This is a genomic window from Neisseria sp. RH3002v2f (genome assembly GCF_014596375.1).
Lineage (GTDB): Bacteria > Pseudomonadota > Gammaproteobacteria > Burkholderiales > Neisseriaceae > Neisseria > Neisseria cinerea.
This window is the reverse complement of record NZ_MAYZ01000020.1, coordinates 1-25,365: the sequence shown is the minus strand read 5'-3', so window position 1 is coordinate 25,365 and position 25,365 is coordinate 1. Positions and strand designations below refer to the sequence as shown.

General features: G+C 49.9%; 24 protein-coding genes and 3 pseudogenes. 15 read left to right on the top strand and 12 right to left on the bottom strand.

Annotation, left to right across the window (positions count from 1 at the left end; all coding sequences use genetic code 11):
- Positions 1-24: 24 nt before the first annotated feature.
- The 5 genes from pilC to carB all read left to right on the top strand — a co-directional run bounded on the left by pilC (position 25) and on the right by carB (position 9,029).
- Entirely contained in the window at positions 25-2,856 is a 2,832-nt protein-coding gene (gene pilC, locus BBW69_RS04115; RefSeq protein WP_188210501.1) for a PilC family type IV pilus tip adhesin, read from the top strand.
- 408 nt (positions 2,857-3,264) lie between these two features.
- Positions 3,265-4,395, top strand: coding sequence for a glutamine-hydrolyzing carbamoyl-phosphate synthase small subunit (gene carA, locus BBW69_RS04110; protein ID WP_188210500.1), 1,131 nt, complete (start codon positions 3,265-3,267; stop codon positions 4,393-4,395).
- Positions 4,396-4,530: 135 nt separating this feature from the next.
- On the top strand, positions 4,531-4,788 hold the full coding sequence (locus BBW69_RS04105; RefSeq protein WP_016687622.1) for a SemiSWEET family transporter: 258 nt from the start codon (positions 4,531-4,533) through the stop codon (positions 4,786-4,788).
- A 181-nt stretch (positions 4,789-4,969) separates the two neighbouring features.
- Positions 4,970-5,782: a hypothetical protein gene (locus BBW69_RS04100; RefSeq protein WP_188210499.1), complete on the top strand. Its 813-nt coding sequence runs from the start codon at positions 4,970-4,972 to the stop codon at positions 5,780-5,782.
- A gap of 31 nt (positions 5,783-5,813) precedes the next feature.
- Positions 5,814-9,029 carry a carbamoyl-phosphate synthase large subunit gene (gene carB / locus BBW69_RS04095; RefSeq protein WP_188210498.1) on the top strand — a complete coding sequence of 1,072 codons (3,216 nt, stop codon included), beginning with the start codon at positions 5,814-5,816 and terminating at the stop codon, positions 9,027-9,029.
- A gap of 200 nt (positions 9,030-9,229) precedes the next feature.
- Here carB and queA read toward each other — a convergent pair whose 3' ends face one another.
- Positions 9,230-10,270 (bottom strand): tRNA preQ1(34) S-adenosylmethionine ribosyltransferase-isomerase QueA, encoded by a 1,041-nt coding sequence (gene queA / locus BBW69_RS04090; protein ID WP_188210497.1) that lies wholly within the window; start codon positions 10,268-10,270, stop codon positions 9,230-9,232.
- A 115-nt stretch (positions 10,271-10,385) separates the two neighbouring features.
- Between queA and BBW69_RS10120 the strand changes: the two are divergent.
- The 6 genes and pseudogenes from BBW69_RS10120 (at position 10,386) to orn (ending at position 14,321) form a co-directional block, all read left to right on the top strand.
- A pseudogene (locus tag BBW69_RS10120) lies at positions 10,386-10,641 on the top strand (acetyl-CoA carboxylase).
- Complete coding sequence (gene accB, locus BBW69_RS04085; RefSeq protein ID WP_188210496.1) at positions 10,623-11,081, top strand: acetyl-CoA carboxylase biotin carboxyl carrier protein; 459 nt, start codon at positions 10,623-10,625, stop codon at positions 11,079-11,081. Before BBW69_RS10120 ends, accB begins: the two are co-directional and overlap by 19 nt.
- A 71-nt stretch (positions 11,082-11,152) precedes the next feature.
- The gene (locus tag BBW69_RS04080; RefSeq protein ID WP_003680299.1) at positions 11,153-11,344 is read left to right on the top strand and encodes a YqaE/Pmp3 family membrane protein; all 192 of its coding nucleotides are present in this window, start codon (positions 11,153-11,155) and stop codon (positions 11,342-11,344) included.
- A 29-nt stretch (positions 11,345-11,373) separates the two neighbouring features.
- A complete protein-coding gene (accC, locus tag BBW69_RS04075) occupies positions 11,374-12,735 on the top strand; it encodes an acetyl-CoA carboxylase biotin carboxylase subunit (RefSeq protein WP_003676864.1) in 1,362 nt (453 codons plus the stop codon).
- A 117-nt stretch (positions 12,736-12,852) separates the two neighbouring features.
- Positions 12,853-13,740 carry a 50S ribosomal protein L11 methyltransferase gene (prmA, locus tag BBW69_RS04070; RefSeq protein ID WP_188210628.1) on the top strand — a complete coding sequence of 296 codons (888 nt, stop codon included), beginning with the start codon at positions 12,853-12,855 and terminating at the stop codon, positions 13,738-13,740.
- Positions 13,741-13,757: 17 nt separating this feature from the next.
- Positions 13,758-14,321, top strand: coding sequence for an oligoribonuclease (gene orn / locus BBW69_RS04065; RefSeq protein ID WP_188210495.1), 564 nt, complete (start codon positions 13,758-13,760; stop codon positions 14,319-14,321).
- 63 nt (positions 14,322-14,384) lie between these two features.
- Here orn and hemL read toward each other — a convergent pair whose 3' ends face one another.
- The 6 genes and pseudogenes from hemL to BBW69_RS04040 form a co-directional block, all read right to left on the bottom strand.
- Positions 14,385-15,668, bottom strand: a complete 1,284-nt coding sequence (gene hemL, locus BBW69_RS04060) for a glutamate-1-semialdehyde 2,1-aminomutase (RefSeq protein ID WP_188210494.1) — start codon at positions 15,666-15,668, stop codon at positions 14,385-14,387.
- A 63-nt stretch (positions 15,669-15,731) separates the two neighbouring features.
- Entirely contained in the window at positions 15,732-16,145 is a 414-nt protein-coding gene (locus tag BBW69_RS04055) for a glucosamine-fructose-6-phosphate aminotransferase (protein WP_107997059.1), read from the bottom strand.
- A gap of 28 nt (positions 16,146-16,173) precedes the next feature.
- Positions 16,174-16,284: pseudogene (locus BBW69_RS10115) on the bottom strand (hemagglutinin); the annotation flags it as partial.
- A complete protein-coding gene (locus tag BBW69_RS04050; RefSeq protein WP_188210493.1) occupies positions 16,238-16,546 on the bottom strand; it encodes a hypothetical protein in 309 nt (102 codons plus the stop codon). The pseudogene BBW69_RS10115 and the gene BBW69_RS04050, both read right to left, overlap by 47 nt.
- 75 nt (positions 16,547-16,621) lie before the next feature.
- Complete coding sequence (locus tag BBW69_RS04045; protein WP_033915418.1) at positions 16,622-16,939, bottom strand: hypothetical protein; 318 nt, start codon at positions 16,937-16,939, stop codon at positions 16,622-16,624.
- Positions 16,920-17,339, bottom strand: coding sequence for a hemagglutinin (locus tag BBW69_RS04040; protein WP_223169946.1), 420 nt, complete (start codon positions 17,337-17,339; stop codon positions 16,920-16,922). Before BBW69_RS04040 ends, BBW69_RS04045 begins: the two co-directional genes overlap by 20 nt.
- Positions 17,340-17,645: 306 nt before the next feature.
- On the opposite strand from BBW69_RS04040, the gene miaB reads away from it, so the two are divergent.
- Positions 17,646-18,974: a tRNA (N6-isopentenyl adenosine(37)-C2)-methylthiotransferase MiaB gene (gene miaB, locus BBW69_RS04035; RefSeq protein ID WP_188210492.1), complete on the top strand. Its 1,329-nt coding sequence runs from the start codon at positions 17,646-17,648 to the stop codon at positions 18,972-18,974.
- 68 nt (positions 18,975-19,042) lie between these two features.
- Here miaB and BBW69_RS04030 read toward each other — a convergent pair whose 3' ends face one another.
- Positions 19,043-20,476 carry a surface lipoprotein assembly modifier gene (locus tag BBW69_RS04030; protein WP_188210491.1) on the bottom strand — a complete coding sequence of 478 codons (1,434 nt, stop codon included), beginning with the start codon at positions 20,474-20,476 and terminating at the stop codon, positions 19,043-19,045.
- Between the two features lie 284 nt (positions 20,477-20,760).
- The gene (locus BBW69_RS04025; protein ID WP_107961128.1) at positions 20,761-21,006 is read right to left on the bottom strand and encodes a hypothetical protein; all 246 of its coding nucleotides are present in this window, start codon (positions 21,004-21,006) and stop codon (positions 20,761-20,763) included.
- A gap of 116 nt (positions 21,007-21,122) precedes the next feature.
- Here BBW69_RS04025 and BBW69_RS04020 point away from each other — a divergent pair, with 116 nt between their 5' ends.
- On the top strand, positions 21,123-21,548 hold the full coding sequence (locus BBW69_RS04020) for a CopD family protein (RefSeq protein WP_002249959.1): 426 nt from the start codon (positions 21,123-21,125) through the stop codon (positions 21,546-21,548).
- 11 nt (positions 21,549-21,559) lie between these two features.
- Positions 21,560-22,027: a CYTH domain-containing protein gene (locus tag BBW69_RS04015; RefSeq protein WP_188210490.1), complete on the top strand. Its 468-nt coding sequence runs from the start codon at positions 21,560-21,562 to the stop codon at positions 22,025-22,027.
- Between the two features lie 41 nt (positions 22,028-22,068).
- Here BBW69_RS04015 and BBW69_RS04010 read toward each other — a convergent pair whose 3' ends face one another.
- Together BBW69_RS04010 and aroG are read right to left on the bottom strand one after the other, a co-directional pair.
- The gene (locus BBW69_RS04010; protein WP_188210626.1) at positions 22,069-22,557 is read right to left on the bottom strand and encodes a dihydrofolate reductase; all 489 of its coding nucleotides are present in this window, start codon (positions 22,555-22,557) and stop codon (positions 22,069-22,071) included.
- Positions 22,558-22,624: 67 nt separating this feature from the next.
- Positions 22,625-23,680, bottom strand: coding sequence for a 3-deoxy-7-phosphoheptulonate synthase AroG (gene aroG, locus BBW69_RS04005; RefSeq protein ID WP_003676888.1), 1,056 nt, complete (start codon positions 23,678-23,680; stop codon positions 22,625-22,627).
- Between the two features lie 532 nt (positions 23,681-24,212).
- Here aroG and BBW69_RS10110 point away from each other — a divergent pair.
- A complete protein-coding gene (locus BBW69_RS10110) occupies positions 24,213-24,464 on the top strand; it encodes a hypothetical protein (RefSeq protein WP_308019251.1) in 252 nt (83 codons plus the stop codon).
- Positions 24,465-24,813: 349 nt separating this feature from the next.
- On the opposite strand, the pseudogene BBW69_RS03995 reads toward BBW69_RS10110, so the two are convergent.
- A pseudogene (locus tag BBW69_RS03995) lies at positions 24,814-25,182 on the bottom strand (helix-hairpin-helix domain-containing protein).
- Positions 25,183-25,365 lie beyond the last annotated feature (183 nt).

Sequence of the window (25,365 nt, the reverse complement as noted above, 5' to 3'; positions counted from 1 at the left end):
GGAATCATATACGGGAAAATCATCATGAAAACGAAAAAAACAATACGGCATGACCGCCGCATCATTTCATCAGGCATTATTGCTTTAACATTTTCCGCCGCAAGCCAGACGGCATTTGCCTACTGCGAACCGGCTTCTTATTCCGTCGGCAGCAACGGTATAGTCGCCTCAGGTGGGGGAAGTTTCTCCCGACAGGCATGTCAAGAGATGAATGGTGGTAGGGGAAGAATCGAATATCGATTCGAACACGGCCACAGCGTTCTGATTGCAGATCGCATACCCAGCATACACTTCGTAGACACGCCGTCTGCCCCGCTGTTCAACAAAACCTCCGGGCTAAACATCAAAACCGCAGCAGCCGCAGGCAATAACATCAGCGGATGGATTGAGACCAATCCCAACCAATCCGGCAAAGTGGGTTATTACCTAAACGACATAACTTATAACAACTATTCTGACTTTACCGTCAACTTTACCTTTAAGGAAAATTGGGGACAAATTTCCCGCACCGGAATCACGAGCCCGGATGGTCTGCCGATATACCGTATCAACAGCCAACCTTGGCTTGGTGTTTCCTTCCAACTGGCAACCAGAGTTGACGGCGGGAATATGGGAAGGTGGCAATCCAACCTATCGACGAAGTTAAACATCCGCTCATCCTCCAGCACAGGGGCGGCGTTCTACCTTCGAGCAAAACTGCACCAACTGGACAAGCCGAAAAGTACTTCTCTTCCCGAGGAAATCAGTTTGGGCGAAATCGTACCAACCCAACGCTCTCAGATTAAGAATTTCAGCGTTCAACAGACCAACAGATTCCCCTTTACTTACCAACTTTATGATAATTCCCGTGTAGAGGTTAAGCTGAAAATGCCGCGCAGCATCGGCAACCAATGTACGCCGAGCCAACCGACCGGCGGTTTCCCTATGGTTGCTCCCACACCGTTGGGCAATATGGTCGCCGAGGTACAAACCTACCCGGAAAAATCCAGCAGCCGGATTAATCTGTACTCCATAGATGAAACAGGCCGCAGAGCCGGCACCCTCCCTCAACCTTCATTCCAAAACCGTAAGGTCATGATCCGCCTCGCACAAGGGACAGACGGTGTCGTATTTACCAACCAGTCAAGCGGACGTTCGAACGGCGAATTCGATATTTCCAACACCCGCCATGACGACGAATGGCAAGATCTGCTGCTCAGATGGACAGACCGCAGGGATAATGACGATAGTTACTTCAACGGTAAAAATGCCCCGGAATACAGCCAGTCTTACCGTATCCGGCAAAACGACGACCGGAATCTCGGCGACATCATCAACAGCCCGATTGCAGGTATCGGCGACTTTATGGCAACGGCCGCAAACGATGGCATGGTGCATATCTTCAAACGTGACGCCAATAATGCATCCTACGATTTGAAGCTCAGCTACATACCGGGAACCATTGCGCGCAAAGACGACCGAAACAACGACACTACCCTGGCCAAAACGCTGCGCCACTTCGCCAACAAAAATTACACAAACAACCTCTACGGCGTGGACGGTGGCTTCGTGCTGCGCAAGGCAACAGTTGGCAATACTGACCATGTTTTCATGTTCGGCGCGATGGGTCAGGGCGGCAAAGGCGCATATGCTTTGGACCTTGCCGGTCTGAATCAAGATTCAAGCACTTGGATAAGCAACGTCCCCCTGTTTGACGCGCAGGACGGCGATTTGGGCTTTACCGTCGGCACGCCTCAAATCGGCAAGATTCTCGGCGGCAAATATGCAGGCTTCCTCGCCAACGGCTACGGGGGCAATAAAACCGCACTGTATGTTTACGATATGCTGGGCAAAAACCTGTTAAGAAAAATCGATGTTCCGAACGGCGTAGGAGGCCTGTCTTCCCCGACGCTGGTTGACACCGATTTCGACGGTACAGTCGATATTGCCTACGCAGGCGACCGCGGCGGCAATATGTACCGCTTCGACCTAAGGGATTCTGTTGCCAATAACTGGAAAGTCCTGCGTATTTATACCGGCAACCCAAAAAAACCGGTTACATCCGCACCCGCCATATCACGTCTGGCAAAAAACAAATATGTTGTTATTTTCGGCACAGGCAGTGATTTGAACGAACATGACGTCAAAGACCAAACGCCGCAATCCATCTATGGCATCTTTGACGACCTGCCTGAGAACATGACAGCCCCTGAAACTCGGGAAACAGCTAAGGAAGGCGAATTGGTCAAACAGACCATTGAGAAAAAAGGCGACAAACTCTTCTTGTCCGGCAACGAAACAAAAGGCAAGAGAGGCTGGAAAATCGACCTTGGCAATGGTGACCGCGTAACCATCAAACCCGAAATGGTATTAAGGACAGCGTTTGTTACCATCCGTAACTACACATCGTTCGGCGTATGTGCGGCAGGAACAACCGTCTTGGGCATCGATTCGGAAACAGGCGGCAAACTGACGAAAAGAAATGCCCGCCCGTTCATAAAAAGCAGCAATCCCCCGTCGTCAACCAATACAAATGAACCGCCATTGGGTTGTGAAAAAGGAACAGTCTCTAACCAAAAGGGCGAAAATTATATCTGCCCCAACGGATTCGTTTACCCCAAACTTCTGACCATAAGCTATCGCGACGGTAAGAAAAAAGACGAATCGCCCTTCACGCTGGACGGTGATGCAGGCGGTAACGGCAGCGGAGATGAAGACGGCCCTGCAAACAAAAACCCGAACAACACCTGCTTCAAAGAAAAAAGCGAAGACGGCAGCCGCACCTTCCTGATGTCTGACATAGGCAACCTGGATGTAACAGGCCCGGTTTGCGGAGGCAAACTCAAACGCATCAGCTGGCGTGAAATCTTTTTCTAACCGGGTATCATAAATGAATGCCGTCTGAACTGTTCAGACGGCATTTTTATTATGACATACAGATTCCGAAAAAATACGGTACGGTTTGAAACACCGCAACAGGAAAGGCTGGCAACGATACAGGTTACACTGGATAAATCAGTAAATATTTAAATAATAATCCGCAACATATCCCGCCCGCTGCCTGATGAAGCCGCCCTAATCGGTTTACACTTCTTGAAATCCGGCACGTTTCGGCTTAAAATATGTTGCTTCTAAGGCATACACAGACTGCCTGAAAAAGCACGTTACGCAGATTCTTTCTTGCGCGGCGTGTTTTTTTTTAACCGGATTTTCTGCACGGATGAACCTACCGAAGGCTTTTCAGACGGCATTATCAAGAATTTTATTAAAAACAGGATTCCCATCATGAGCACCCCCGCCCTTCTCGTTCTCGCTGACGGCAGCGTATTTCACGGCACATCAATCGGTTACGAAGGTTCGACTTCCGGCGAAGTCGTGTTCAACACATCCATGACCGGCTATCAGGAAATCCTGACCGACCCTTCCTACTGCAAACAAATCGTTACCCTCACCTATCCGCACATCGGCAATACCGGTACCAACGCCGAAGATGAAGAAAGCCGCAGCGTTTACGCCGCAGGCTTGATTATCCGCGACCTGCCGCTCTTGCACAGCAACTTCCGCGCCTCCGAAAGCCTACACGACTATTTGGTACGCAACCAAACCGTTGCCATCGCCGACATCGACACCCGCCGCCTGACCACGCTGCTGCGCGAAAAAGGCGCACAAGGCGGCGCGATTCTGACCGGTGCGGATGCCACTGTTGAAAAAGCACAAGAACTCATCGCCGCATTCGGCAGCATGGTCGGCAAAGACTTGGCAAAAGAAGTTTCCTGCACAGAAACTTACGAATGGACCGAAGGCGAATGGGAATTGGGCAAAGGTTTCGTTACCCCTGCCGAACAGCCGTTCCACGTCGTCGCCTACGATTTCGGCGTCAAAACCAACATCCTGCGTATGCTTGCCTCACGCGGCTGCCGCCTGACCGTCGTCCCCGCCCAAACCAGCGCGGAAGACGTCTTGGCACTCAACCCTGACGGCGTATTCCTGTCCAACGGCCCCGGCGACCCCGAGCCTTGCGACTACGCCATCAAAGCCGTACAAAAACTGATGGAAAGCGGCAAACCGATTTTCGGCATTTGCTTGGGACACCAGCTGATCAGCCTCGCCATCGGTGCGAAAACCCTGAAAATGCGCTTCAGCCATCACGGTGCCAACCACCCTGTACAAGATTTGGACAGCGGCAAAGTCGTCATTACCAGCCAAAACCACGGTTTCGCCGTCGATACTGACACCCTGCCCGCCAACGCAAGAATTACCCACAAGTCCTTGTTTGACAACACCTTGCAAGGTATCGAACTGACAGACAAACCTGTATTCTGCTTCCAAGGCCACCCCGAAGCCAGCCCCGGTCCGCAAGACGTCGGCTATCTGTTTGATAAATTCATTGACAATATGAAGGCGGCAAAACAATAAAGCTGATTTTTTCAGACGGCCATACTCAACTCAACAACAGGCCGTCTGAAAACCAAACTTCAAAAATATAAATTCAGGCAACTCTCAACATCTACACAGTCTGAAACCCAACCCTCTAATCAGAAAGGAAAAACCATGACAGAAAAGCAAATGCGCATTCTTTCCGTCGTCGCCACCCTGACCGCCGTCGGCATGTACGTTTCCTATATCCCACAAATCCAAAACAACCTTGCCGGCAACCCCGGCTCGCCATTGCAACCCCTCGTCGCCGCCATCAACTGCACATTATGGGTTGCCTACGGCTTTTTAAAAGAAAAACGCGACTACCCCGTCATGCTGGCGAACGCCCCGGGCATTATTTTGGGTTTGATTACATTTATCACTAGTTTTTAATGCCCGTAAGAGTATGGTTGGGTATAAATACCCAACCTGCTTCAATATGAAATGCTCAACAATATTTTCAGACGGCATTTGAAGCCATTACTGTAAAATATGCATATAATGAAATAAAAAGAGAATATTTGCGAAGCCATATCTACAAATTACGGACGATCTATTTATATTTGAAATAAATATGAGTACTTTATCTATTATATTGATATTTTTTGCGTTGTTTACAGCTACAATTCAGTTCTATTTTTTTGATAAACACAAATCTGATTTAAAAAATAAAATTACCAATATTTTAGGCAAGCAAATAGCAAACAATTTTTTTATTCTAATATTTCTAAATTTTCCACAAATTGCAGCGTGGCAATATATGAGGAAAAACAATATTCTTGCTCCTGAGTTACTAGAGTCTGATAAATTATTTCAATATATAGGTATAGATTTTATAGTTTTAAGCGCAATTGCATTTTTGATCCCACTAGTTCTGGCACTAAGCAAAGAAAAAATTCAAAAATGCATAGGAATATTTTTTTCTATACTAGTAATCTGCGCAGTTTTTTATGGGATATATTCTTTTAGAAATGTAGCTATTCCTACAATTTTATTTATTACAGCACTACTAATTTATCTGTTTGGGTGGTATCTCTTTGTAAAAAACATATGGAATAATAAATTAGAAACTATAAATATTTTCCTTTCTGTTATTCCAGCATCAATATTAATATTTTTAGCTCTCATTCCACCGCTTACATTAGATAGTTTTACTCAAAACATTCTTAAAAATATGAAACTTGGAGGATTTGAAGTCAAAATACAAACAAATGACAAACAAATTCTAGAAGGCTTCCTCCTACTAAAAACTAATGATTTTTACTATATAAACCCTATAATTAATGGAAAAAAAATTAGCACAAACACCACTATTATTAGTACACAAAATACAACTTTGATATATCAAACAGCTGAATCTCAATCTGCAGATTCAAATAAAAAATAGATTTTAAACTTTTTATACAAGGTAAAACACCATGCCTAAACGTACCGACCTAAAATCCATCCTTATCATCGGCGCCGGCCCTATCGTTATCGGTCAGGCCTGCGAATTTGACTATTCGGGCGCACAGGCCTGCAAAGCCTTGCGTGAAGAAGGCTATAAAGTCATTCTGGTGAATTCCAACCCTGCCACGATCATGACCGACCCTGAAATGGCGGATGTTACCTACATCGAGCCGATTATGTGGCAGACGGTGGAGAAGATTATCGCCAAAGAGCGGCCTGATGCGATTCTGCCCACGATGGGTGGTCAGACCGCGCTGAACTGTGCGCTGGATTTGGCGCGCAACGGCGTGTTGGCGAAATACAATGTCGAGCTGATTGGCGCGACGGAAGATGCGATCGACAAGGCGGAAGACCGCGGCCGCTTTAAGGAAGCGATGGAGAAAATCGGTCTCTCCTGCCCGAAATCCTTTGTCTGCCACACGATGAACGAAGCTTTGGCGGCGCAGGAACAAGTCGGTTTTCCGACGCTGATTCGTCCGTCTTTCACGATGGGCGGTTCGGGCGGCGGCATTGCCTACAATAAAGACGAATTCTTGGCTATTTGCGAACGCGGTTTCGACGCCTCACCCACGCATGAGCTGCTGATTGAGCAGTCCGTTCTCGGCTGGAAAGAGTACGAGATGGAGGTTGTACGCGATAAAAACGACAACTGCATCATTATCTGCTCGATTGAAAACTTCGACCCGATGGGCGTGCATACGGGCGACTCGATTACGGTTGCGCCTGCGCAAACGCTGACGGACAAAGAATACCAAATCATGCGTAACGCTTCGTTGGCGGTATTGCGCGAAATCGGCGTGGACACGGGCGGCTCGAACGTGCAGTTTGCGGTGAACCCTGAAAACGGCGAGATGATTGTCATTGAGATGAACCCGCGCGTGAGCCGTTCTTCCGCGTTGGCATCTAAAGCAACGGGCTTCCCGATTGCCAAAGTAGCGGCCAAACTGGCAGTCGGCTTTACGCTGGACGAATTGCGCAACGACATCACCGGCGGCCGCACGCCCGCGTCGTTCGAGCCTTCTATCGACTATGTCGTGACCAAAATCCCACGTTTTGCGTTTGAAAAATTCCCTGCCGCAGACGACCGCCTGACCACGCAGATGAAATCGGTGGGCGAAGTGATGGCGATGGGCCGCACGATTCAGGAAAGCTTCCAAAAAGCTTTACGCGGTTTGGAAACCGGCTTGTGCGGCTTCAACCCTCGCAGCGAAGACAAAGCGGAAATCCGCCGCGAACTGGCGAACCCAGGCCCTGAACGTATGCTGTTTGTGGCAGATGCGTTCCGCGCCGGCTTCACGCTGGAAGAAATCCACGAAATCTGTGCCATCGACCCTTGGTTCTTGGCGCAAATCGAAGACTTGGTGAAAGAAGAGCAGCAGGTAAGTGCAGGCTGCCTGCAAGATTTGGATTTCGCCGCCTTACGTCGTCTGAAACGCAAAGGCTTCTCCGACAAACGCATCGCCCAGCTTTTAGGCGTAAAAGAAAAAGAAGTACGCGAACACCGCTACGCGCTGAAGCTGCATCCCGTCTATAAACGCGTCGATACCTGCGCCGCCGAGTTCGCCACCGAAACCGCCTACCTCTATTCCACTTACGAAGAAGAATGCGAAGCGCGCCCTTCCGACCGTAAGAAAGTGATGATTCTCGGTGGCGGCCCGAACCGCATCGGTCAGGGCATCGAGTTTGACTACTGCTGCGTTCACGCCGCGCTCGCCCTGCGCGAATCGGGCTTTGAAACGATTATGGTGAACTGCAACCCCGAAACCGTGTCCACCGACTTCGACACCAGCGACCGCCTGTATTTCGAGCCGCTGACGCTGGAAGACGTGTTGGAAATCGTCCGCACCGAAAACCCGTGGGGCGTGATTGTGCATTACGGCGGTCAAACCCCGCTCAAACTGGCCAATGCCTTGGTGGCAAACGGTGTGAACATCATCGGCACATCCGCCGACAGCATTGACGCCGCCGAAGACCGCGAACGCTTCCAAAAAGTGTTGAACGACTTAGGCCTGCGCCAACCGCCCAACCGCATCGCCCACAACGAAGAAGAAGCGCTCGTCAAAGCCGAAGAAATCGGCTATCCGCTGGTCGTGCGCCCGTCTTACGTCCTCGGCGGCCGCGCCATGCAGATTGTTCACTCTGCCGAAGAGTTGCAAAAATACATGCGTGAAGCCGTACAAGTTTCCGAAGACAGCCCAGTACTACTCGACTTCTTCTTGAATAACGCGATTGAAGTGGATGTGGACTGCGTTTCAGACGGCAAAGACGTCGTTATCGGCGGCATCATGCAGCACGTCGAACAGGCAGGCATCCACTCCGGCGACTCCGGCTGCTCGCTGCCGCCCTACTCACTCAGCGAAGAAATCCAAGACGAAATCCGCCGCCAAACCAAAGCCATGGCATACGCGCTGGGCGTGGTCGGCCTGATGAACGTACAGTTTGCCGTGCAGGACGGCGTGGTGTTCGTGTTGGAAGTGAACCCGCGCGCCAGCCGCACCGTTCCCTTCGTCTCCAAAGCCACCGGCGTGCCGCTCGCCAAAGTCGGCTCACGCTGCATGGCAGGTATTTCCCTGAAAGAACAAGGCGTGGAAAAAGAAGTCGTTCCCGATTTCTATGCCGTTAAAGAAGCCGTGTTCCCATTCATCAAATTCCCGGGCGTGGACACCATTCTCGGCCCTGAAATGCGCTCCACCGGCGAAGTCATGGGCGTGGGCGCAAGCTTTGGCGAAGCCTACTACAAAGCCCAACTCGGCGCAGGCGAACGCCTCAACCCGACCGGCAAAATCTTCCTCTCCGTGCGCGAAGAAGACAAAGAACGCGTCATTAAAACCGCTAAAAACTTCCAAGTTTTAGGCTACGGCATCTGCGCCACACGTGGCACGGCGCAATACCTGACCGAACAGGGGCTGATTGTACAAACCATCAATAAAGTCCCCGAAGGCCGCCCGCATATCGGCGACGCGCTGAAAAACGGTGAAATCGCACTGGTCGTGAATACCGTTTCCAGCGATCCGCAATCCGTGTCCGACAGCCACATCATCCGCCAAAGCGCATTGCAGCAACGTGTGCCGCAATACACCACCACTGCCGGCGGCGAAGCGATGAGCGAAGGTGCGAAAAGCCGAGACCATCTGGGCGTGTACAGCGTTCAAGAGTTGCACGGGCGTTTGAAAAACCGCAGCTGATACCTGAATCAGCTTGAAAAATGCCGTCTGAAGCCGTTTTGCGGTTTCAGACGGCATTTTGTTGCACATAGCCTTCACTTTCTTTGTACCTTTAAACGCCCCGATTTGAGGCGGTGGATTATCTAACTGCCGGACATCCATAAAAATACCGCCCGAACCACGGTTCAGACGGCATCTGTCTTGCAACGGACAGCGGCGGTTTAAAGCCCACCCCCTTCGTTCCGCCCCAAAATCATCGCATCGCCGTAGCTGAAGAAACGGTATTCACGTTCAACCGCATGACGATACACGGCGCGGATATGACCCATACCCGAAAACGCGCTGACCAACATCAGCAGCGTCGATTTCGGCAAATGAAAATTGGTAACCAGCCTGTCGACAACATTAAAACGGTAGCCCGGCGTGATGAAAATATCGGTGTCGCCCTGTCCGTCTTTCAAGTATCCCGTCTCGCGCGCGGCAGACTCGAGGGCGCGCATGGAAGTCGTGCCGACCGCCCAGACTTTATTCCCCCGGGCTTTTGCCGCCTCAACGGCGGCGACGGTTTCAGACGGCACTTCAAACCATTCGCTGTGCATCTTGTGTTCTTCGATTTTTTCCACACGCACTGGTTGGAATGTTCCCGCACCAACGTGCAAGGTTACTTCTGCGGTTTCTACGCCTTTGTCTTTCAGGCGACGCAAAAGTTCTTCGGTAAAATGCAGACCCGCCGTCGGCGCGGCGACCGCCCCCTGATATTTGGCATAAACGGTTTGATAACGGCTGTCGTCATCCGCATCGGCGGTACGTTCGATATAAGGCGGCAGAGGCAAATGGCCGTTCTGTTCCAAAAGTTCGTAAACGGTTTGACCACCTTCAAAACGCAAACAGAATAACGCTCCTACACGCTCGACCATCACGGCGCGAATACCGCCTTCAAACACCAAGCCCATACCGGGCTTGGGGGACTTGGACGAACGGATATGCGCCAGTGCGGTATGACTATCTAAAACACGCTCAATCAAAGCCTCGATTCTGCCCCCGCTGTCTTTTTGACCAAACAGCCGCGCCTTCATCACCTTTGTGTTATTGAATACCAAAACGTCGCCCTCGCCGACATAATCGGGCAAATCGCCGAATACCCGGTCTTGCAGGGGCATATCCGGCAACGCAACCAAAAGGCGGCTGCTGCCGCGCACTTCGGGCGGATGCTGGGCAATCAGCTTTTCAGGCAGGGTAAAATCAAAATCTGAGATATCCATTGTGACACTTTCATTCGGAACAGCGTCCATTATACGCACTTATCTTTTTCAGACGGCATCTTTGTCCGAAAAACCAATAAATTAGAATAAAAACTCTCGACAAAGCATACCTCGCATACCAAACCGACCTCCTGCATATTTCCGCCAAAAACTGCTGTTTTTTAATATTTTACTGGACATTTGCCGACAACTTCGGGAAAATAAACACATTATTACGGTTATTTTCCGCCGTTGGAAAAACTTTTCCAAACCCTAATTCCGCCCGGTTTGCGCCGTTGCCGCAAGTCGGCTGTTTTCTGAAAAACCAACGCAACAGCCCGCCGAAAAACCGGCAGCCGTTAAAGGAACAAAAATGGATTTGCGCAAATTAAAAAAACTGATCGATCTGGTTGAAGAATCCGGTATTGCCGAAATCGAAGTTACCGAAGGCGAAGAAAAAGTCCGCATTACCCGAACCATCGCAGCGGCACCAGTTTATGCCGCACCCGCACCTGCCGCAGTCATGGCTGCCACACCTGCACCGGCACCCGTCGCAACAACCCCCGCGCCTGCCGCAGCACCTGCAGCCCGAGATTTGTCCAATGCGCAAAAATCACCTATGGTCGGTACGTTCTACCGCGCACCCGGCCCGAATGCCTCCTCATTTGTCGAAGTCGGACAACAAGTTAAAGCAGGCGATACCTTGTGCATCATTGAAGCGATGAAACTGATGAACGAAATTGAAGCCGAAAAATCCGGTACGGTCAAAGAAATCCTGGTCGAAAACGGTACTCCGGTCGAATACGGCGAGCCGCTCTTCATCATTGAATAATCCGCTTTTTCAGACGGCCTTCACTTTAAGGCCGTCTGAAATTCCTTTTTCTGTTCATTAAAGGACAAACCATGCGTCTGATTTTGGCTATTTTCTTGCCTTGGTTGCAGTTTTTCACCATTGGCCGTCCGTTTGCAGGCATCATCTGTCTGATTCTGCAATGTACGCTGGTTGGCTGGATACCGGCAGCCATGTGGTCGGTTTACGCCTTGAGCCAATACAAAACCGACCAAAAAATCCGCAACGCATTAGGCGGCCGCTGAGGCCGTCTGAACCATCCGGAAAGATTATCATGCTGAAAAAAGTATTGATCGCCAACCGGGGCGAAATCGCCCTGCGCGTCCTGCGAGCCTGCCGTGAAATGGGCATCGCCACCGTCGCCGTCCATTCCGAAGCCGACAAAGACAGCCTGCACGTCAAACTCGCCGACGAATCCGTGTGTATCGGTCCCGCCTCCTCGGCGCAAAGCTATCTGAATATTCCCGCCATTATTGCCGCCGCCGAGGTTACCGATGCAGATGCCATCCACCCCGGCTACGGCTTCCTTGCCGAAAACGCCAATTTCGCCGAACAGGTCGAACAATCGGGCTTTATCTTCATCGGCCCTAAAGCAGATACCATCCGCCTGATGGGCGACAAAGTATCCGCCAAACACGCCATGATCGAAGCGGGCGTGCCTTGTGTTCCCGGCTCTGACGGCGCATTGCCCGACGACGGCGAAGAAATCCTCAAAATCGCCGATAAAGTCGGTTATCCCGTCATTATCAAAGCCTCCGGCGGCGGCGGCGGCCGCGGTATGCGCGTCGTCGAGAAAAAAGAAGACCTCCTCCAGTCTGTCGAAATGACCAAAGCCGAAGCAGGCGCGGCATTCGGCAACCCGATGGTTTACATGGAACGCTATTTGCAACGTCCGCGCCACGTCGAAATCCAAGTGATTGCCGACGAACACGGCAACGCCATCTACCTTGCCGAGCGCGACTGCTCCATGCAGCGACGCCACCAAAAAGTCATCGAGGAAGCACCGGCTCCGTTCATCACTGAAAAAGAACGCGCCAAAATCGGCAAAGCCTGTGCCGACGCCTGCAAACGCATCGGCTATCGCGGCGCAGGTACGTTTGAATTCCTGTACGAAGACGGCGAGTTCTTCTTTATCGAGATGAACACACGCGTTCAGGTTGAGCATCCGGTTACCGAGCTCATCACCGGCGTGGACATCGTACAAGAGCAATTGCGCATCGCGGCCGGCCTGCCGTTGCAATACAAACAAAAGGATATTCAAGTCGAAGGCCACGCGTTTGAGTGCCGTATCAACGCCGAAGATCCGTACAACTTCATCCCAAGCCCGGGTCTGATTGAAAGCTGCCATCTGCCCGGCGGCTTCGGTATCCGCGTCGACAGCCATATTTACCAAGGCTACCGCATCCCTCCTTACTACGACAGCCTGATCGGCAAAGTCTGCGTCGTCGGTAAAGACCGCGACCAAGCCATGGCTAAAATGCGCGTAGCCCTTGCCGAGCTGGCGATTACCGGCATCAAAACCAATACGCCGCTGCACCGCGACTTGTTCAACGACCCAGGTTTCCAAAAAGGCGGCGTCAGCATCCACTATTTGGAACACTGGCTGGAAGATCGCAAAGCCAAACAGGACAAATAAGCCGTCCCCGATATGCCGTCTGAAACAGTTTGTCCGTTTTCAGACGGCATTTCCGTTACACACTCATCCCCTTATACAGTACGACCCTATTCCGAAGGTCTGTTAAGAAAGCCCTCTATGCCTTACCAACAAATCACCATCAACGTCAACGATGCCGTCGCCGAACGCCTCGCCGACACCCTGATGGAACACGGCGCACTCTCCGCCGCCATTGAAGATGCCTATGCAGGCACTGAAAACGAACAAGCCATCTTTGGCGAACCCGGTATGCCGACCGAACAAATCTGGCAGCAGAGCAAAGTCATCGCCTTATTTGGCGAACACGACGAAGCCGCCGCCATCATCCAAACCGCCGCACAAGAATGCGGATTAAAAGACTTGGCATACACCGGCGAAACCCTCGAAGACCAAGACTGGGTACGCCTGACCCAAGCGCAATTCGACCCCATCCAAATTTCCGAACGCCTGTGGATTACCCCCTCTTGGCACGAAGCCCCCGAAGGCACTGCCGTCAACCTCCGCCTCGATCCCGGCCTCGCCTTCGGAACCGGCAGCCACCCGACCACGCGCCTCTGCCTCAAATGGTTGGATACACAACTCAAAAACGGCGAAAGCGTCCTCGACTACGGCTGCGGTTCAGGTATCCTGACCATCGCCGCCCTCAAACTCGGCGCAGGTTCTGCCGTCGGCGTCGATATTGACGAACAGGCCATCCGTGCCAGCAAGGACAACGCCGAACAAAACAACGTCGATGCACAATTCTTCCTGCCCGACGGCCTGCCTCAAGGGCAATTCGACGTAGTTGTCGCCAACATCCTCGCCAACCCTTTACGTATGCTCGGCGAAATGCTTGCCGCCCGCACCAAACAAGGCGGCCGCATCGTGTTATCCGGTTTGTTGGACGAACAAATCGAAGAACTCAGCGGCATTTACAGCCAATGGTTCGATCTCGATCCTGCGGAAACCGAAGAAGGATGGGCGCGATTGAGCGGGATAAAACGCTGACAAGCAAAGGAAACATCATGCAGGACAAAAACAACCTCTGCTGGCTCGATATGGAAATGACGGGGCTGAATCCCGAAACCGACCGCATTATCGAAGTCGCGATGATTATTACCGACTCGGATTTGAATGTATTGGCGCAATCCGAAGTTTACGCCGTCCACCAAAGTGACGAGCTGCTCAACAATATGGACGAGTGGAACACCGCCACACACGGCAGGACGGGGCTGACACAGCGCGTACGCGAATCGTCGCATACCGAAGCCGAAGTCGAACAGAAACTGCTGGACTTTATGTCGGAATGGGTACCCGAACGCGCCACGCCGATGTGCGGCAACTCCATCCACCAAGACCGGCGCTTCATGGTCAAATATATGCCGAAACTGGAAAACTACTTCCACTACCGCAACCTTGACGTTTCCACGCTCAAAGAGCTTGCCAAGCGCTGGAATCCACCCGTTGCCAAAAGCGTCGTCAAACGCGGTTCGCACAAGGCATTGGACGACATTTTGGAGAGTATCGAAGAAATGCGCCACTACCGCGAACACTTTCTGATTTCCGCCACCAAACCCGATACGGAATAAGAAACAAAAAATGCCGTCTGAAACGCTGTTTGCATTTCAGACGGCATTTTTAACTTTCGGCAATCAGCCTGCCATCGCTTTGAACACTTCACCTGCTACGGCGACCGTTTCGTCAATCAAAACCGGCGTATGCGCGGCGGAAACGAAACCTGCTTCATAAGCGGACGGGCCGAAGGCAATGCCGCGGTCGAGCATACCGTGGAAAAAGCGTTTGAAAGCGTCGATATTGGAACGTGCCATGTCGCCGTAGTTTTGCGGCGTATGGCTGGCAAAATACAGGCCGAACATACCGCCCACGCTGTCGGCGGTGAATTCGATGCCGTGCGCTTTGGCAGAGGCGGCAATACCGTTGGCGAGGCGTTGTGTCAAGGCGGTCAGGTTTTCATAGAAGCCTTCGCGCTGGATGATTTCCAGCGTTTTCAAGCCTGCGGCGACGGCAATCGGGTTGCCCGACAAGGTGCCTGCCTGATACACGCCGCCCAGCGGGGAAATACATTCCATGATGTCTTTACGGCCGCCGAACGCGGCAAGCGGCATACCGCCGCCGATGACTTTGCCCATCGTGGTCAGGTCGGGCGTGATGCCGTGTAGCGATTGTGCGCCGCCGAGCGCGACGCGGAAACCGGTCATCACTTCGTCGTAAATCAACACAGCGCCGTGTTTTTCGGTCAATTCGCGCAGGGCTTTGACGAAGGCTTCGGTCGGGCGGACAAGGTTCATATTTCCGACGAAAGGCTCCAAAATCACACAGGCAATGTCATTGCCGCTTTGAGCAAAGGCTTCTTCCAATTGAGCGATATTGTTGTACTCGAGGACTAAAGTGTGTTTGGTAAAGTCGGCAGGCACACCGGCGGAAGAAGGATTGCCGAAGGTGAGCAGACCGCTGCCTGCTTTCACCAACAGGCTGTCGGAATGGCCGTGGTAGCAGCCTTCAAATTTGATGATTTTGTCGCGGCCGGTAAAACCGCGTGCCAGACGGATGGCGGTCATAGTGGCTTCGGTACCGGAGCTGACGAGGCGCAGCCGTTCGACGGACGGCATGATTTTGGCGATTTCTTCGGCGATGACGATTTCGCCCTCGGTGGGCGCGCCGAACGACAAACCGCCTAACGCGGCTTCGCGCACGGCTTCGATGACTTCGGGGTGCGCGTGTCCGACAATCGCAGGCCCCCACGAACCGACGTAATCGGTGTAGCGCGTGCCGTTTTCGTCCCAAACATACGCGCCTTCGGCTTTTTTGACAAAGCGCGGCACGCCGCCGACGCTGCCGAATGCGCGGACGGGGGAATTCACGCCGCCAGGGATGATGGCTTTGGCGCGGTCGAATAAAATTTCGTTACGGTTCATATATATCCTTAAATTCCATCCTAAAGGCAGGTTTTAGGTTCTGAAACAGAAAAAGCTATTTTATCATTTTTCAGGTTTCGCCAAGGATTTGCCCGCTTCTTTGCGGATAACGTCAACCGTATCCCGGATGACGGAATGCTCGTCTTTTTCAACTTTATGTGTAAAGCGGTAGTCCCGGACAACTCCCTCCCCGTCATAATCCACACACCACTCCCAATGCCGGCGTTCTGATTTCATATAAATGAAATTGGTCGGCAAAAAATTATAAATAGGCAGGCTGACTTCATGATAGGCATAACAGCCGAAAGGGTTGCGCTTCCCGAAACGTGCCTCTACCTCCGCCCGGGTTGTTTTACCTTTAACAACCGTTTGTGCGATTCCCTCTTCCGTCTGATAACGCAGGAACTGATGTTCCCTGTCGCCGAAATTGCTGGTACACGCACACAGCAGCAATGCCGCCCATACAACCGGTTTCATACACACCTCCCATTAAAGCCAAACATTTGTTATAAGTTTTACCGTCTGCACCCGTATAGGTATAGCCGTTTTTCTGTAAAACATCGGCGTAATCATTTTGCAAACAAATGACCATACTGCTTATCTTTATGAATATCATATTTACCGCTATGGTAAATACATTGAGAAGAAATGTGTTGACCAATTTTACTGTCTTGTACCTCAATGAGAGATTTGTATCCTAAATCTTCCCCTAATACTTGTAACACTATTGTGCGATTTTTAGTTGTGCATGTATCAACTGCTTTTACCCAGCGTGGATCGAGTCTCGTGCAATTAAAATCCGCACAATGACCAAAACATCCTGTTAGCATCATGGTGGAAACAAAAAGTAATGCTATATTAAAATGGTTTATCTTCATATTTTTCTCCATTTGGTTTGTTTGGATTGCCTAATTTAGGAATAGCGTGATTTATGTATTTGCTATCATTACTAGCTATTTCACAAACAAATGACCATACTGCTTATCTTTATGAATATCATATTTACCGCTATAGTAAATACATTGCGTAGAGATATGTTGTCCAATTTCGCTATCTTGCACTTCGCTATGGAAACGAACAATATCACCACCGTATTTTTTATATCCTAATTGTTGCTTAACAACTTCAAGGTTTCTACTATAACAATCATTAACTTTTTCGTTCCATCGCGGATTACCTGAACAATTCCAGTCCCCGCAACTACCAAAACAGCCAGTTAATATTGTTGAGCAAAACAGTATCAATACCATATTAGAACGGGTTTTCTTCATATTGCTCACCATTGAGTTTATTCGGATACACTAATTTCGGAATAGCATGATTGATATATTTGCCGTCATCACCCATTTTAGGAACACCCCATTTCCCCTTATAGTCTTTCCAATCTTCTGTTTCTATTTTGTTGTTGTTCTTATCAAGGATATATTCACCATTCCTATCCCTTTGATACTGTTCAGGCACTTCCGCAAAATAACTGCTATGCGAATAGCAAAATCCCTTACATGCACCTTGTGTGGTGTCATTGGTTCCTAATAAGAAAGGTATCCATTTGTTCCCCACAAAATCCTTGTCATGCACAATCGAATAGGCTCCGCTGTTATAAATTTTACCGTCTGCACCCGTATAGGTATAGCCGTTTTTCTGTAGAACATCGGCGTAATCATTCTTCACATTTGTGGCTGTACCATAGAAACGTGCTTTTCTGATTGGGGCAATGCCATTTTGTTTTTGATTGTTTACCCAATCTTTTAAGGAAACGCTTGCTGTAATTCCCTCACGACTGTGATTACTGGTATCAACCGAATACAGCCATCAAAACCGTATAAATTCATATTAAAAACAATATTCTGTTTACAAAACCCACATCGTGCTATAATCCGCACCGATTTTCAGACGGCACCGTCATGCCGTCTGAAATTTTTTCATTCCAACAACAATCAGCCCCGCAATTACGGCTGCCTGAGAAAGACACAAACCATGAAAAAAGTATTTATCCGTACCTTCGGTTGCCAAATGAACGAGTACGACAGCGAAAAAATGCTGTCTGTCCTTGCCGAAGAACACGGCGGCATCGAGCAGGTTACCCAGCCCGACGACGCCGACATCATCTTGTTCAACACCTGTTCCGTGCGTGAAAAAGCGCAAGAAAAAGTTTTCTCCGATTTGGGGCGCGTCCGTCCGCTCAAAGAAAAAAATCCCGACCTCATCATCGGCGTTGCCGGCTGCGTCGCCTCGCAAGAAGGCGAAAACATCGTCAAACGCGCGCCGTATGTGGACGTGGTTTTCGGTCCGCAAACGCTGCACCGCCTGCCCAAACTTATCGTCGATAAAGAAACCACCGGTCTCTCGCAAATCGATATTTCCTTCCCCGAAATCGAGAAATTCGACCACCTGCCGCCTGCGCGCGTAGAAGGCGGTTCGGCATTCATTTCCATTATGGAAGGCTGTTCCAAATACTGCTCTTACTGCGTCGTCCCTTACACCCGCGGCGAAGAATTCTCCCGCCCGCTCAACGACGTATTGACCGAGATTGCCGGTTTGGCGCAACAAGGCGTTAAAGAAATCAACCTCTTAGGCCAAAACGTCAACGCCTATCGCGGCGAAATGGAAAACGGCGAAATCTGCGACTTTGCCACTTTGTTGCGCATCGTCCACGAAATCCCCGGCATCGAACGCCTGCGCTTTACCACCAGCCATCCGCGCGAATTTACCGACGCGATTATCGAGTGCTACCGCGACCTGCCGAAGCTGGTTTCACACCTGCACCTGCCGATTCAAAGCGGTTCCGACCGCGTATTGAGTGCGATGAAACGCGGCTACACCGCTTTGGAATACAAATCCATCATCCGCAAACTGCGCGCCATCCGTCCTGATTTGTGCCTCAGCTCCGACTTTATTGTCGGCTTCCCGGGCGAAACCGAGCGTGAGTTCGAGCAAACCTTGAAACTGGTCAAAGACATTGCCTTCGACTTGAGCTTCGTCTTTATTTACAGTCCGCGCCCTGGCACGCCTGCCGCCAACCTGCACGACGACACGCCGCATGAAGAAAAAGTGCGCCGCCTCGAAGCTTTGAACGAAGTCATCGAAGCCGAAACCGCGCGCATCAACCAAACCATGGTCGGCACGATTCAACGCTGCCTGGTCGAAGGTATCTCCAAAAAAGACCCCGACCAACTGCAAGCCCGTACCGCCAACAACCGCGTGGTCAACTTTACCGGCACACCCGACATGATTAACCAAATGATCGATTTGGAAATCACCGAGGCCTACACCTTCTCCCTGCGCGGCAAAGTTGTCGAAGCCTAAGTCTTCCCCACTGTAAAAATGCCGTCTGAATCCGGTTTCAGACGGCATTTCTCACTTTGCGACGAACATCAGAACGTTTTGTTAAACTCAATAAACGCTCTGTTTTTTTCGTATTCATTCATCACATCGTTACTCCATGTTTCACGGTGCGACAAGGTCAGGCGCGGCGTGATGCCTTTAATATGCAACGCACGGTGCCAAAGGCTCAACGAAGTATCCAGTTCCCTATCCCTGCGCCTTTCCCCTTTAAAACTGCTGAAGAAGCTGGGTTTTTCATAACGCCTTTGCGCCACACCGACCCGAAGCAGCGAGGACAAACCGCTGCCGCCCCACTCCTGCCCCCAAGCAAAACGCATGCCGTAACGGTTGAAATTGTCGCCCCGGTCGGCGGGGTTGCGCTCGCGGTAAAGATCCAAACCGCCCATCCAATATTGCCGCGCATTGGGATAGTAAATCAAGGAATGGCTCAACATGAGGTTTTTGTTGTTTGAACGGTCATACCGTATATTTTTCAGATAACCTGTTTCCACGGCGGTAAGCATCTGCAGTTTCTGCGCCAGCCAATAGTCGAAACTTACCCTTGCGCCGTTGGCATAAGAATAGGCATCGTTGCCGTAGGTCCGGCGTTCGTGGAATACCGTCAGCCCTATATCTTTACGCTGATCCGAATAGCCTGCACCGGTAGATACGCGCGCCGTCATGTCGTTAAATCTCGTGTTATCCGGATAAATCCTGCCGAACAAGTCGCCGCCCGCCGTCGCATACCATCCGTCTTTCAACGACCATTTTTTCTCCGCGCCGATCTGATAATTGACTGCCGTACCGTTCACCTGTTTTGGGAGCGTAAATTTTCCATATTCCTGCTGTTTCGGAGCCTGGTTGATATTTCGCTCTTGGGTGACGCTGAATCCGCCGTTGAATTTCCACGCATCCCGATCACGCAATGCCTTGCGGTACAGTTCGACTTGTTCCATAAGCTGAGGCGGCAGGTCTTCTGTTTTCAGACGGTCAAACTGGTCTGCCGCTGCCTCGTTTTGTTTGTCTTCAAACAATGCGGCGGCAAGGCGCAGACGGACGGCGGGCGCATCGGGCTGGACGGCAATCAGCCGACGGTAATAGGAAACCGCTTCTTTCACCCTACCGTCTGCCTGCGCCAAAATCCCTTGTGCATAAAGTGCCAGCATCTTATCCTGCTGCGCCTGTTTTAGGTAAATCGGCAAAATAACACGGATACCGGCAATATTGTTTGAGACCACTGCGGAATACATGGCACGCGACAGTAATTCGGGATTTTTCAGCAGGGTTTCTCCATCAATCTGCAAAACTTTCCCTTTTTCCTGTACCTGTTCCGATATCTTTTCCCTGTTGACGGGTTTAACTTCCACTTCATGGAGCTTGAACTCGGGCTTGTTTCTCAAATCAGGTCCATGCGGTATTTCTTCGGCGTATGCCGCTGTTGCCAACAAAGGTAGCAGCAATACCCATCTGTTTTGTGCAGTCATAAAACAGCTTTCTAAAAACAATCATTATCAATTGGGGATTGTACCAGTTTTTTACGTTACCGTTTTAAACGCCGATACCAAATATGCCGAATATGCCGTCTGAAACACCCGGCCGTTTTTTATCGGCAAATATGGCGGCATAGATTTCAATAAAGATAAATAAGCCATCAAGGTAAAGACGGTACGGGCAGTACCGGATGACGGGCGATGCCGTATTATTCGAATGAGTACGCTATAAAAACAGCCGCCCTACCTGAAAACGGAGGGCGGCTGACTTCGAAAAACTATCTGCCGAGCTGCTGACCGATATAGGTCATAATCAGTTCTTTTTTGTCCCAAAAAAACTTCTGCATTTTTTGTTCAGAATACAGTTTGCGAACCAGTATGGGCAGGCCGCCATGAATAATTGAGGCAATTTCTTTATTGCCCTCTTCTTCCTGCATGGCTGCCTGAAAATCCAAACCGCGGCTTTTCAGATATTCAGCAAGCCGGTTGCGGACATGCGAATTGAGTTCGATGGATTTGAGCATTTTTCCTCCGTTTTCGGTAACGATTATATTTAATCCGTCTGTATGCCTTATTTTATCATGTTTCACGGACGGTTTGCCTGTACAATACCGCTTTTCAGTATGATGTGCTGGCATTTATGTATTCTTGGTTCAAACTGTTTCACCTGTTTTTTGTTATTTCATGGTTTGCCGGCCTGTTTTACCTGCCGAGGATTTTTGTCAATATGGCAATGATCGGTGCGCCGCGCGGCAATCCCGAGTATGTGCGTCTGTCGGGCATGGCGGTGCGGTTGTACCGTTTTATGTCCCCTTTAGGTTTCGGTGCGGTCGTGTTCGGCTCGGCGATACCGTTTGCCGCCGGTTGGTGGGGCAGCGGTTGGGTACATGTCAAACTGTGTTTGGGGTTGATGCTCTTGGCCTATCAGCTGTATTGCGGCGTGCTGCTGCGTCGTTTTCAGAATTACAGCAATACTTTCTCACACCGCTGGTATCGCGTATTTAACGAAATCCCTGTACTGCTGATGATAGGTGCGCTTTACCTGGTTGTGTTCAAACCGTTTTGACGGAGTGCCTTATGACGGTAGAAATCGAACGCCGCTTTTTGATTGAAAACGACAAATGGCATCAATACGCCGATGAGCCGCTGCTCTTGAAACAGGCTTATCTTTCTGTCGAGAAAGAACGTACCGTCCGTGTCCGTATTGTCGGACAAAGGGCGTGGCTGACACTGAAAGGCTATATTTCGGAACTCAGCCGCAGTGAGTTTGAATACGAAATCCCGCTTGCAGATGCCGAAAAGATGATGGAAACGATGTGCCCGTTTAAAATGGAAAAATGGCGATATCCGGTCAGGTGGGGCGGCAGCCTATTTGAAATCGATGTTTTTCTTGGCGATAATGCGCCTTTGGTCGTTGCGGAAATCGAGTTGCCCGACGAGAATGCCGATTTTGAGCGTCCGAACTGGCTGGGACGGGAAATCACCTCGGACGGCATGTTTACCAATGCATACTTGAGCAAACACCCGTTCTCAACCTGGAAATAAAATGCCGTCTGAAATACATTCAGACGGCATCTGCCTTACGATTATCTTTTGAGATAATGTACAAATGCATATACTGTCCCTTTACTGCTAACACGTCGTTCCGTCCTCTCCGCCTCTTTCCAATGCATCCGGTCTATTTCAGGGAAAAACGCATCACCTTCCACAGTCAGGCCGACTTCGGTTATCCGCAGGTCAGTCGCCAACGGCATCGCTTGTGCGTATATCTGCGCACCGCCCATAATAACGATTTCCTCCATATCGGCACACAATGCCAATGCAGCCTCCAAACTTGCCGCCGTTTCCGCACCTGCCGCGCAATAATCCGCCTGCCTGCTAATAACAATGTTTCTTCTTTCAGGCAGGGGTTTGACCGGTAAAGACTCCCATGTTTTCCGTCCCATTATTACCGGCTTCCCCAAGGTATATGCTTTGAAAAATGCAAAATCTTCCGGAATATGCCAAGGCATGGCGTTTCCTACCCCAATGCACAGATTCTCCGCACACGCTGCAATTAAGGTTATTTTAGTCATGTCGTCTCCATAAAAATGCCGTCTGAAAGCTTCAGACGGCATTTTATGATATTCCGTATCAAAAATCTCAACTTGCCCGAGCAATACGTATTTTGTTGGCACCCGCCAACAATGCCAACAGTTCTTCAGTCGCATCCCAACCGATACACGCATCGGTAATGCTCTTACCGTAAACTTCCGGCTTATCCTGTCTGCCTTCTATTAAATGGCTTTCTACCATTACACCCATAATATTGCTCCCGTCCTGTTCCAATTGGGCGGCAATATCCCGTGCCACGTCCATCTGCTTGGTATAATCCTTGCGGCTGTTAGCATGGCTGCAATCAATCATCAGCTTATCATTTACACCGGCCGCCTTTAACTGCTCAACCGCAGCACTGACGTGTTCCGCATCATAATTCGGCTCTTTACCGCCCCGCAAAATAACATGACAATCTGGATTGCCACTGGTATGGACAATGGCGGAATGTCCGGCTTTAGTTACAGACAAGAAATGATGGGAATGGCTCGCCGCACCAATTGCATCGATTGCAATCTTCAAATTACCATCCGTACCGTTTTTAAAGCCGACGGGACAGGACAGACCGCTTGCTAATTCGCGGTGAACTTGGCTTTCAGTCGTCCGTGCACCGATTGCCCCCCAAGAAATCAGGTCGGCATAATACTGGGGTGTAATCATATCCAAAAATTCGGTAGAGGCAGGCATGCCCATATTATTCAGTGATAACAACAGACTGCGCGCCTGACGCAAACCGAAATTGATATCGAATGTTCCGTCCAAGTGCGGGTCGTTAATCAAACCTTTCCAACCCACCGTCGTTCTCGGCTTCTCGAAATAAACTCGCATCACAATCAAAAGCTCGTTTTCATACTGCTTACGGAGTTTCAACAAACGCTCCGCATATTCCAACGCCGCTTTCGGATCGTGAATCGAACACGGCCCGATAATGACCAAGAGCCGTTTATCCTTACCATGCACCAAATCCGAAATCTCATGGCGCGTACGGTGAACCAGACCCGAAGCCTCTTTGGAAATCGGCAGCTCGTAAAGATGGGCAATCGGCGGCAACAGTTCTTTAACTTCTTTAATCTTAATATCGTCAGTGGGGTAATGGTGTGTCATCGGGTATCTTTCTTGATTGGGTTTATATATAGATTACATGGTTTGTATAACCATAACAAGCACAACAGTCCACCGCAAAGCTATTTTATTCCAAAATAACAGACAAAGATTTTTTTATAGATTTTAAATTTCATATTTTTAATATTTTAGAAATTTTATTCCAAAGAAGAAGAAAACAGATTGATAAAAACAATACTCGCCATTCATTTGGGCAAACCTGCACGACAAAACCGAAACAACCAAAAATACACAGAAACCCTTGAAAAGAAAATAAACGAATTAATTGAGAAAAGATTTAATTGATAAGTGGGCATTTCCCTGCAATCTTTTTAACTTATCTTCATTGCAGAAAACAGGATCCGTAGCAGCATTAGTCGGGGATACAGTACATCCAAGCGGAACGTCCTCTGGGAGAAAGGAGCGACGGCTACGCCTGTCTCTCCACAAAGTGAACTCCTTACCCTACAAGTAGACGGCGAAATCCGTCAAGACCTTGATGAAGGCTGATCCATAACTCCGCGAACAGATCCCCGTGTGGATTTACGCAGCAAAACCAAAGTGGCGACCACTCAAATGGGGAAGCGCAAGCACCAAAGTATGGGAATTTAGCTCCAGTCTGAATGAGGGCAAACAACTGACCGACGGTCTCAACATGAAATTTGGTCCGTACTACCGTCACCGCGCAACCCGCGAGTCTGCCGAGTTCGTCTTGGATAGCGACAAAACCGAAATGGATCGTACAAAGGACAACAAATACGGCTTCCGCGTAGCCGCAACGTTCTAATTCCCTTACGCATGAAAGGCAATATAGAAGTGCCGCCTTTGCCCATTTGCAACAGAAATATTCCGTAGCGCAGTTTACCTCATTGTTTCACACATACCGGAAATGCCGTCTAAAAACCAATTTTCAGACGGCACATAGTCAATTAAAGTCAAATATGTACGCCCCATTCTCTCTTGAGCGGGCATGCAATAGTTGACTTTACTCTCATAAGCAACCATTACCGAAACAGCAGATTTTAATTCCATCAATACAGCCATAACGAAATCAAACACCCTGCCCCACTATAAAGTACACACAATAAAACGCCGCCCAACCTATGGTCAGACGGCACTTTATCGGCACTTACGCCCTATTTTTTAGCTGCGGGTATAGCCGGTTTGGCTGGGGCCTTAGGCGCAGGCGCACCGACAGAAGCCTGGTCCTTCAGCTTCGCCAACACCGCAGGGCCGATACCCTTAACCTTTGTCAACTCGTCCACAGACTTGAACGCACCGTTTTGCGCACGGTATTCCACAATGGCCTTTGCCTTTGCCGGACCTATTCCCGGCAGCGCCTCCAATTCCTGCTGGGAAGCGGCATTGACGTTTACCGCAGCAAAAGAGAAGGCGCAGGAGAACAGCATACAGAACAATACAAACATTTTTTTCATGGTTTTTCCTTCAACGTGTGGTAAATAATAAAATTACGTCATTTTAAAATGAATATCCAAAAGTTTCAAGTCGTCCCTCTACAAACCCAACCAGACACCGTACAGATACCGTCCTACCACCCCCAACATTTTTTCCTGGCAAAGCAAAAACCCCCGGATATCCGGGGGTTTTCTGAATGGGTGTTTGGCAGTGACCTACTTTCGCATGGAAGAACCACACTATCATCGGCGCTGAGTCGTTTCACGGTCCTG

What these genes read in the sequence shown, in the direction of transcription:
- pilC (WP_188210501.1), top strand. Translation starts at nt 25, where the DNA reads ATGAAAACGAAAAAAACAATACGGCATGACCGCCGCATCATTTCATCA.
- carA (WP_188210500.1), top strand. Translation starts at nt 3,265, where the DNA reads ATGAGCACCCCCGCCCTTCTCGTTCTCGCTGACGGCAGCGTATTTCAC.
- BBW69_RS04105 (WP_016687622.1), top strand. Translation starts at nt 4,531, where the DNA reads ATGACAGAAAAGCAAATGCGCATTCTTTCCGTCGTCGCCACCCTGACC.
- BBW69_RS04100 (WP_188210499.1), top strand. Translation starts at nt 4,970, where the DNA reads ATGAGTACTTTATCTATTATATTGATATTTTTTGCGTTGTTTACAGCT.
- carB (WP_188210498.1), top strand. Translation starts at nt 5,814, where the DNA reads ATGCCTAAACGTACCGACCTAAAATCCATCCTTATCATCGGCGCCGGC.
- queA (WP_188210497.1), bottom strand. Translation starts at nt 10,270, where the DNA reads ATGGATATCTCAGATTTTGATTTTACCCTGCCTGAAAAGCTGATTGCC.
- accB (WP_188210496.1), top strand. Translation starts at nt 10,623, where the DNA reads ATGGATTTGCGCAAATTAAAAAAACTGATCGATCTGGTTGAAGAATCC.
- BBW69_RS04080 (WP_003680299.1), top strand. Translation starts at nt 11,153, where the DNA reads ATGCGTCTGATTTTGGCTATTTTCTTGCCTTGGTTGCAGTTTTTCACC.
- accC (WP_003676864.1), top strand. Translation starts at nt 11,374, where the DNA reads ATGCTGAAAAAAGTATTGATCGCCAACCGGGGCGAAATCGCCCTGCGC.
- prmA (WP_188210628.1), top strand. Translation starts at nt 12,853, where the DNA reads ATGCCTTACCAACAAATCACCATCAACGTCAACGATGCCGTCGCCGAA.
- orn (WP_188210495.1), top strand. Translation starts at nt 13,758, where the DNA reads ATGCAGGACAAAAACAACCTCTGCTGGCTCGATATGGAAATGACGGGG.
- hemL (WP_188210494.1), bottom strand. Translation starts at nt 15,668, where the DNA reads ATGAACCGTAACGAAATTTTATTCGACCGCGCCAAAGCCATCATCCCT.
- BBW69_RS04055 (WP_107997059.1), bottom strand. Translation starts at nt 16,145, where the DNA reads ATGAAACCGGTTGTATGGGCGGCATTGCTGCTGTGTGCGTGTACCAGC.
- BBW69_RS04050 (WP_188210493.1), bottom strand. Translation starts at nt 16,546, where the DNA reads ATGAAGATAAACCATTTTAATATAGCATTACTTTTTGTTTCCACCATG.
- BBW69_RS04045 (WP_033915418.1), bottom strand. Translation starts at nt 16,939, where the DNA reads ATGAAGAAAACCCGTTCTAATATGGTATTGATACTGTTTTGCTCAACA.
- miaB (WP_188210492.1), top strand. Translation starts at nt 17,646, where the DNA reads ATGAAAAAAGTATTTATCCGTACCTTCGGTTGCCAAATGAACGAGTAC.
- BBW69_RS04030 (WP_188210491.1), bottom strand. Translation starts at nt 20,476, where the DNA reads ATGACTGCACAAAACAGATGGGTATTGCTGCTACCTTTGTTGGCAACA.
- BBW69_RS04025 (WP_107961128.1), bottom strand. Translation starts at nt 21,006, where the DNA reads ATGCTCAAATCCATCGAACTCAATTCGCATGTCCGCAACCGGCTTGCT.
- BBW69_RS04020 (WP_002249959.1), top strand. Translation starts at nt 21,123, where the DNA reads ATGTATTCTTGGTTCAAACTGTTTCACCTGTTTTTTGTTATTTCATGG.
- BBW69_RS04015 (WP_188210490.1), top strand. Translation starts at nt 21,560, where the DNA reads ATGACGGTAGAAATCGAACGCCGCTTTTTGATTGAAAACGACAAATGG.
- BBW69_RS04010 (WP_188210626.1), bottom strand. Translation starts at nt 22,557, where the DNA reads ATGACTAAAATAACCTTAATTGCAGCGTGTGCGGAGAATCTGTGCATT.
- aroG (WP_003676888.1), bottom strand. Translation starts at nt 23,680, where the DNA reads ATGACACACCATTACCCCACTGACGATATTAAGATTAAAGAAGTTAAA.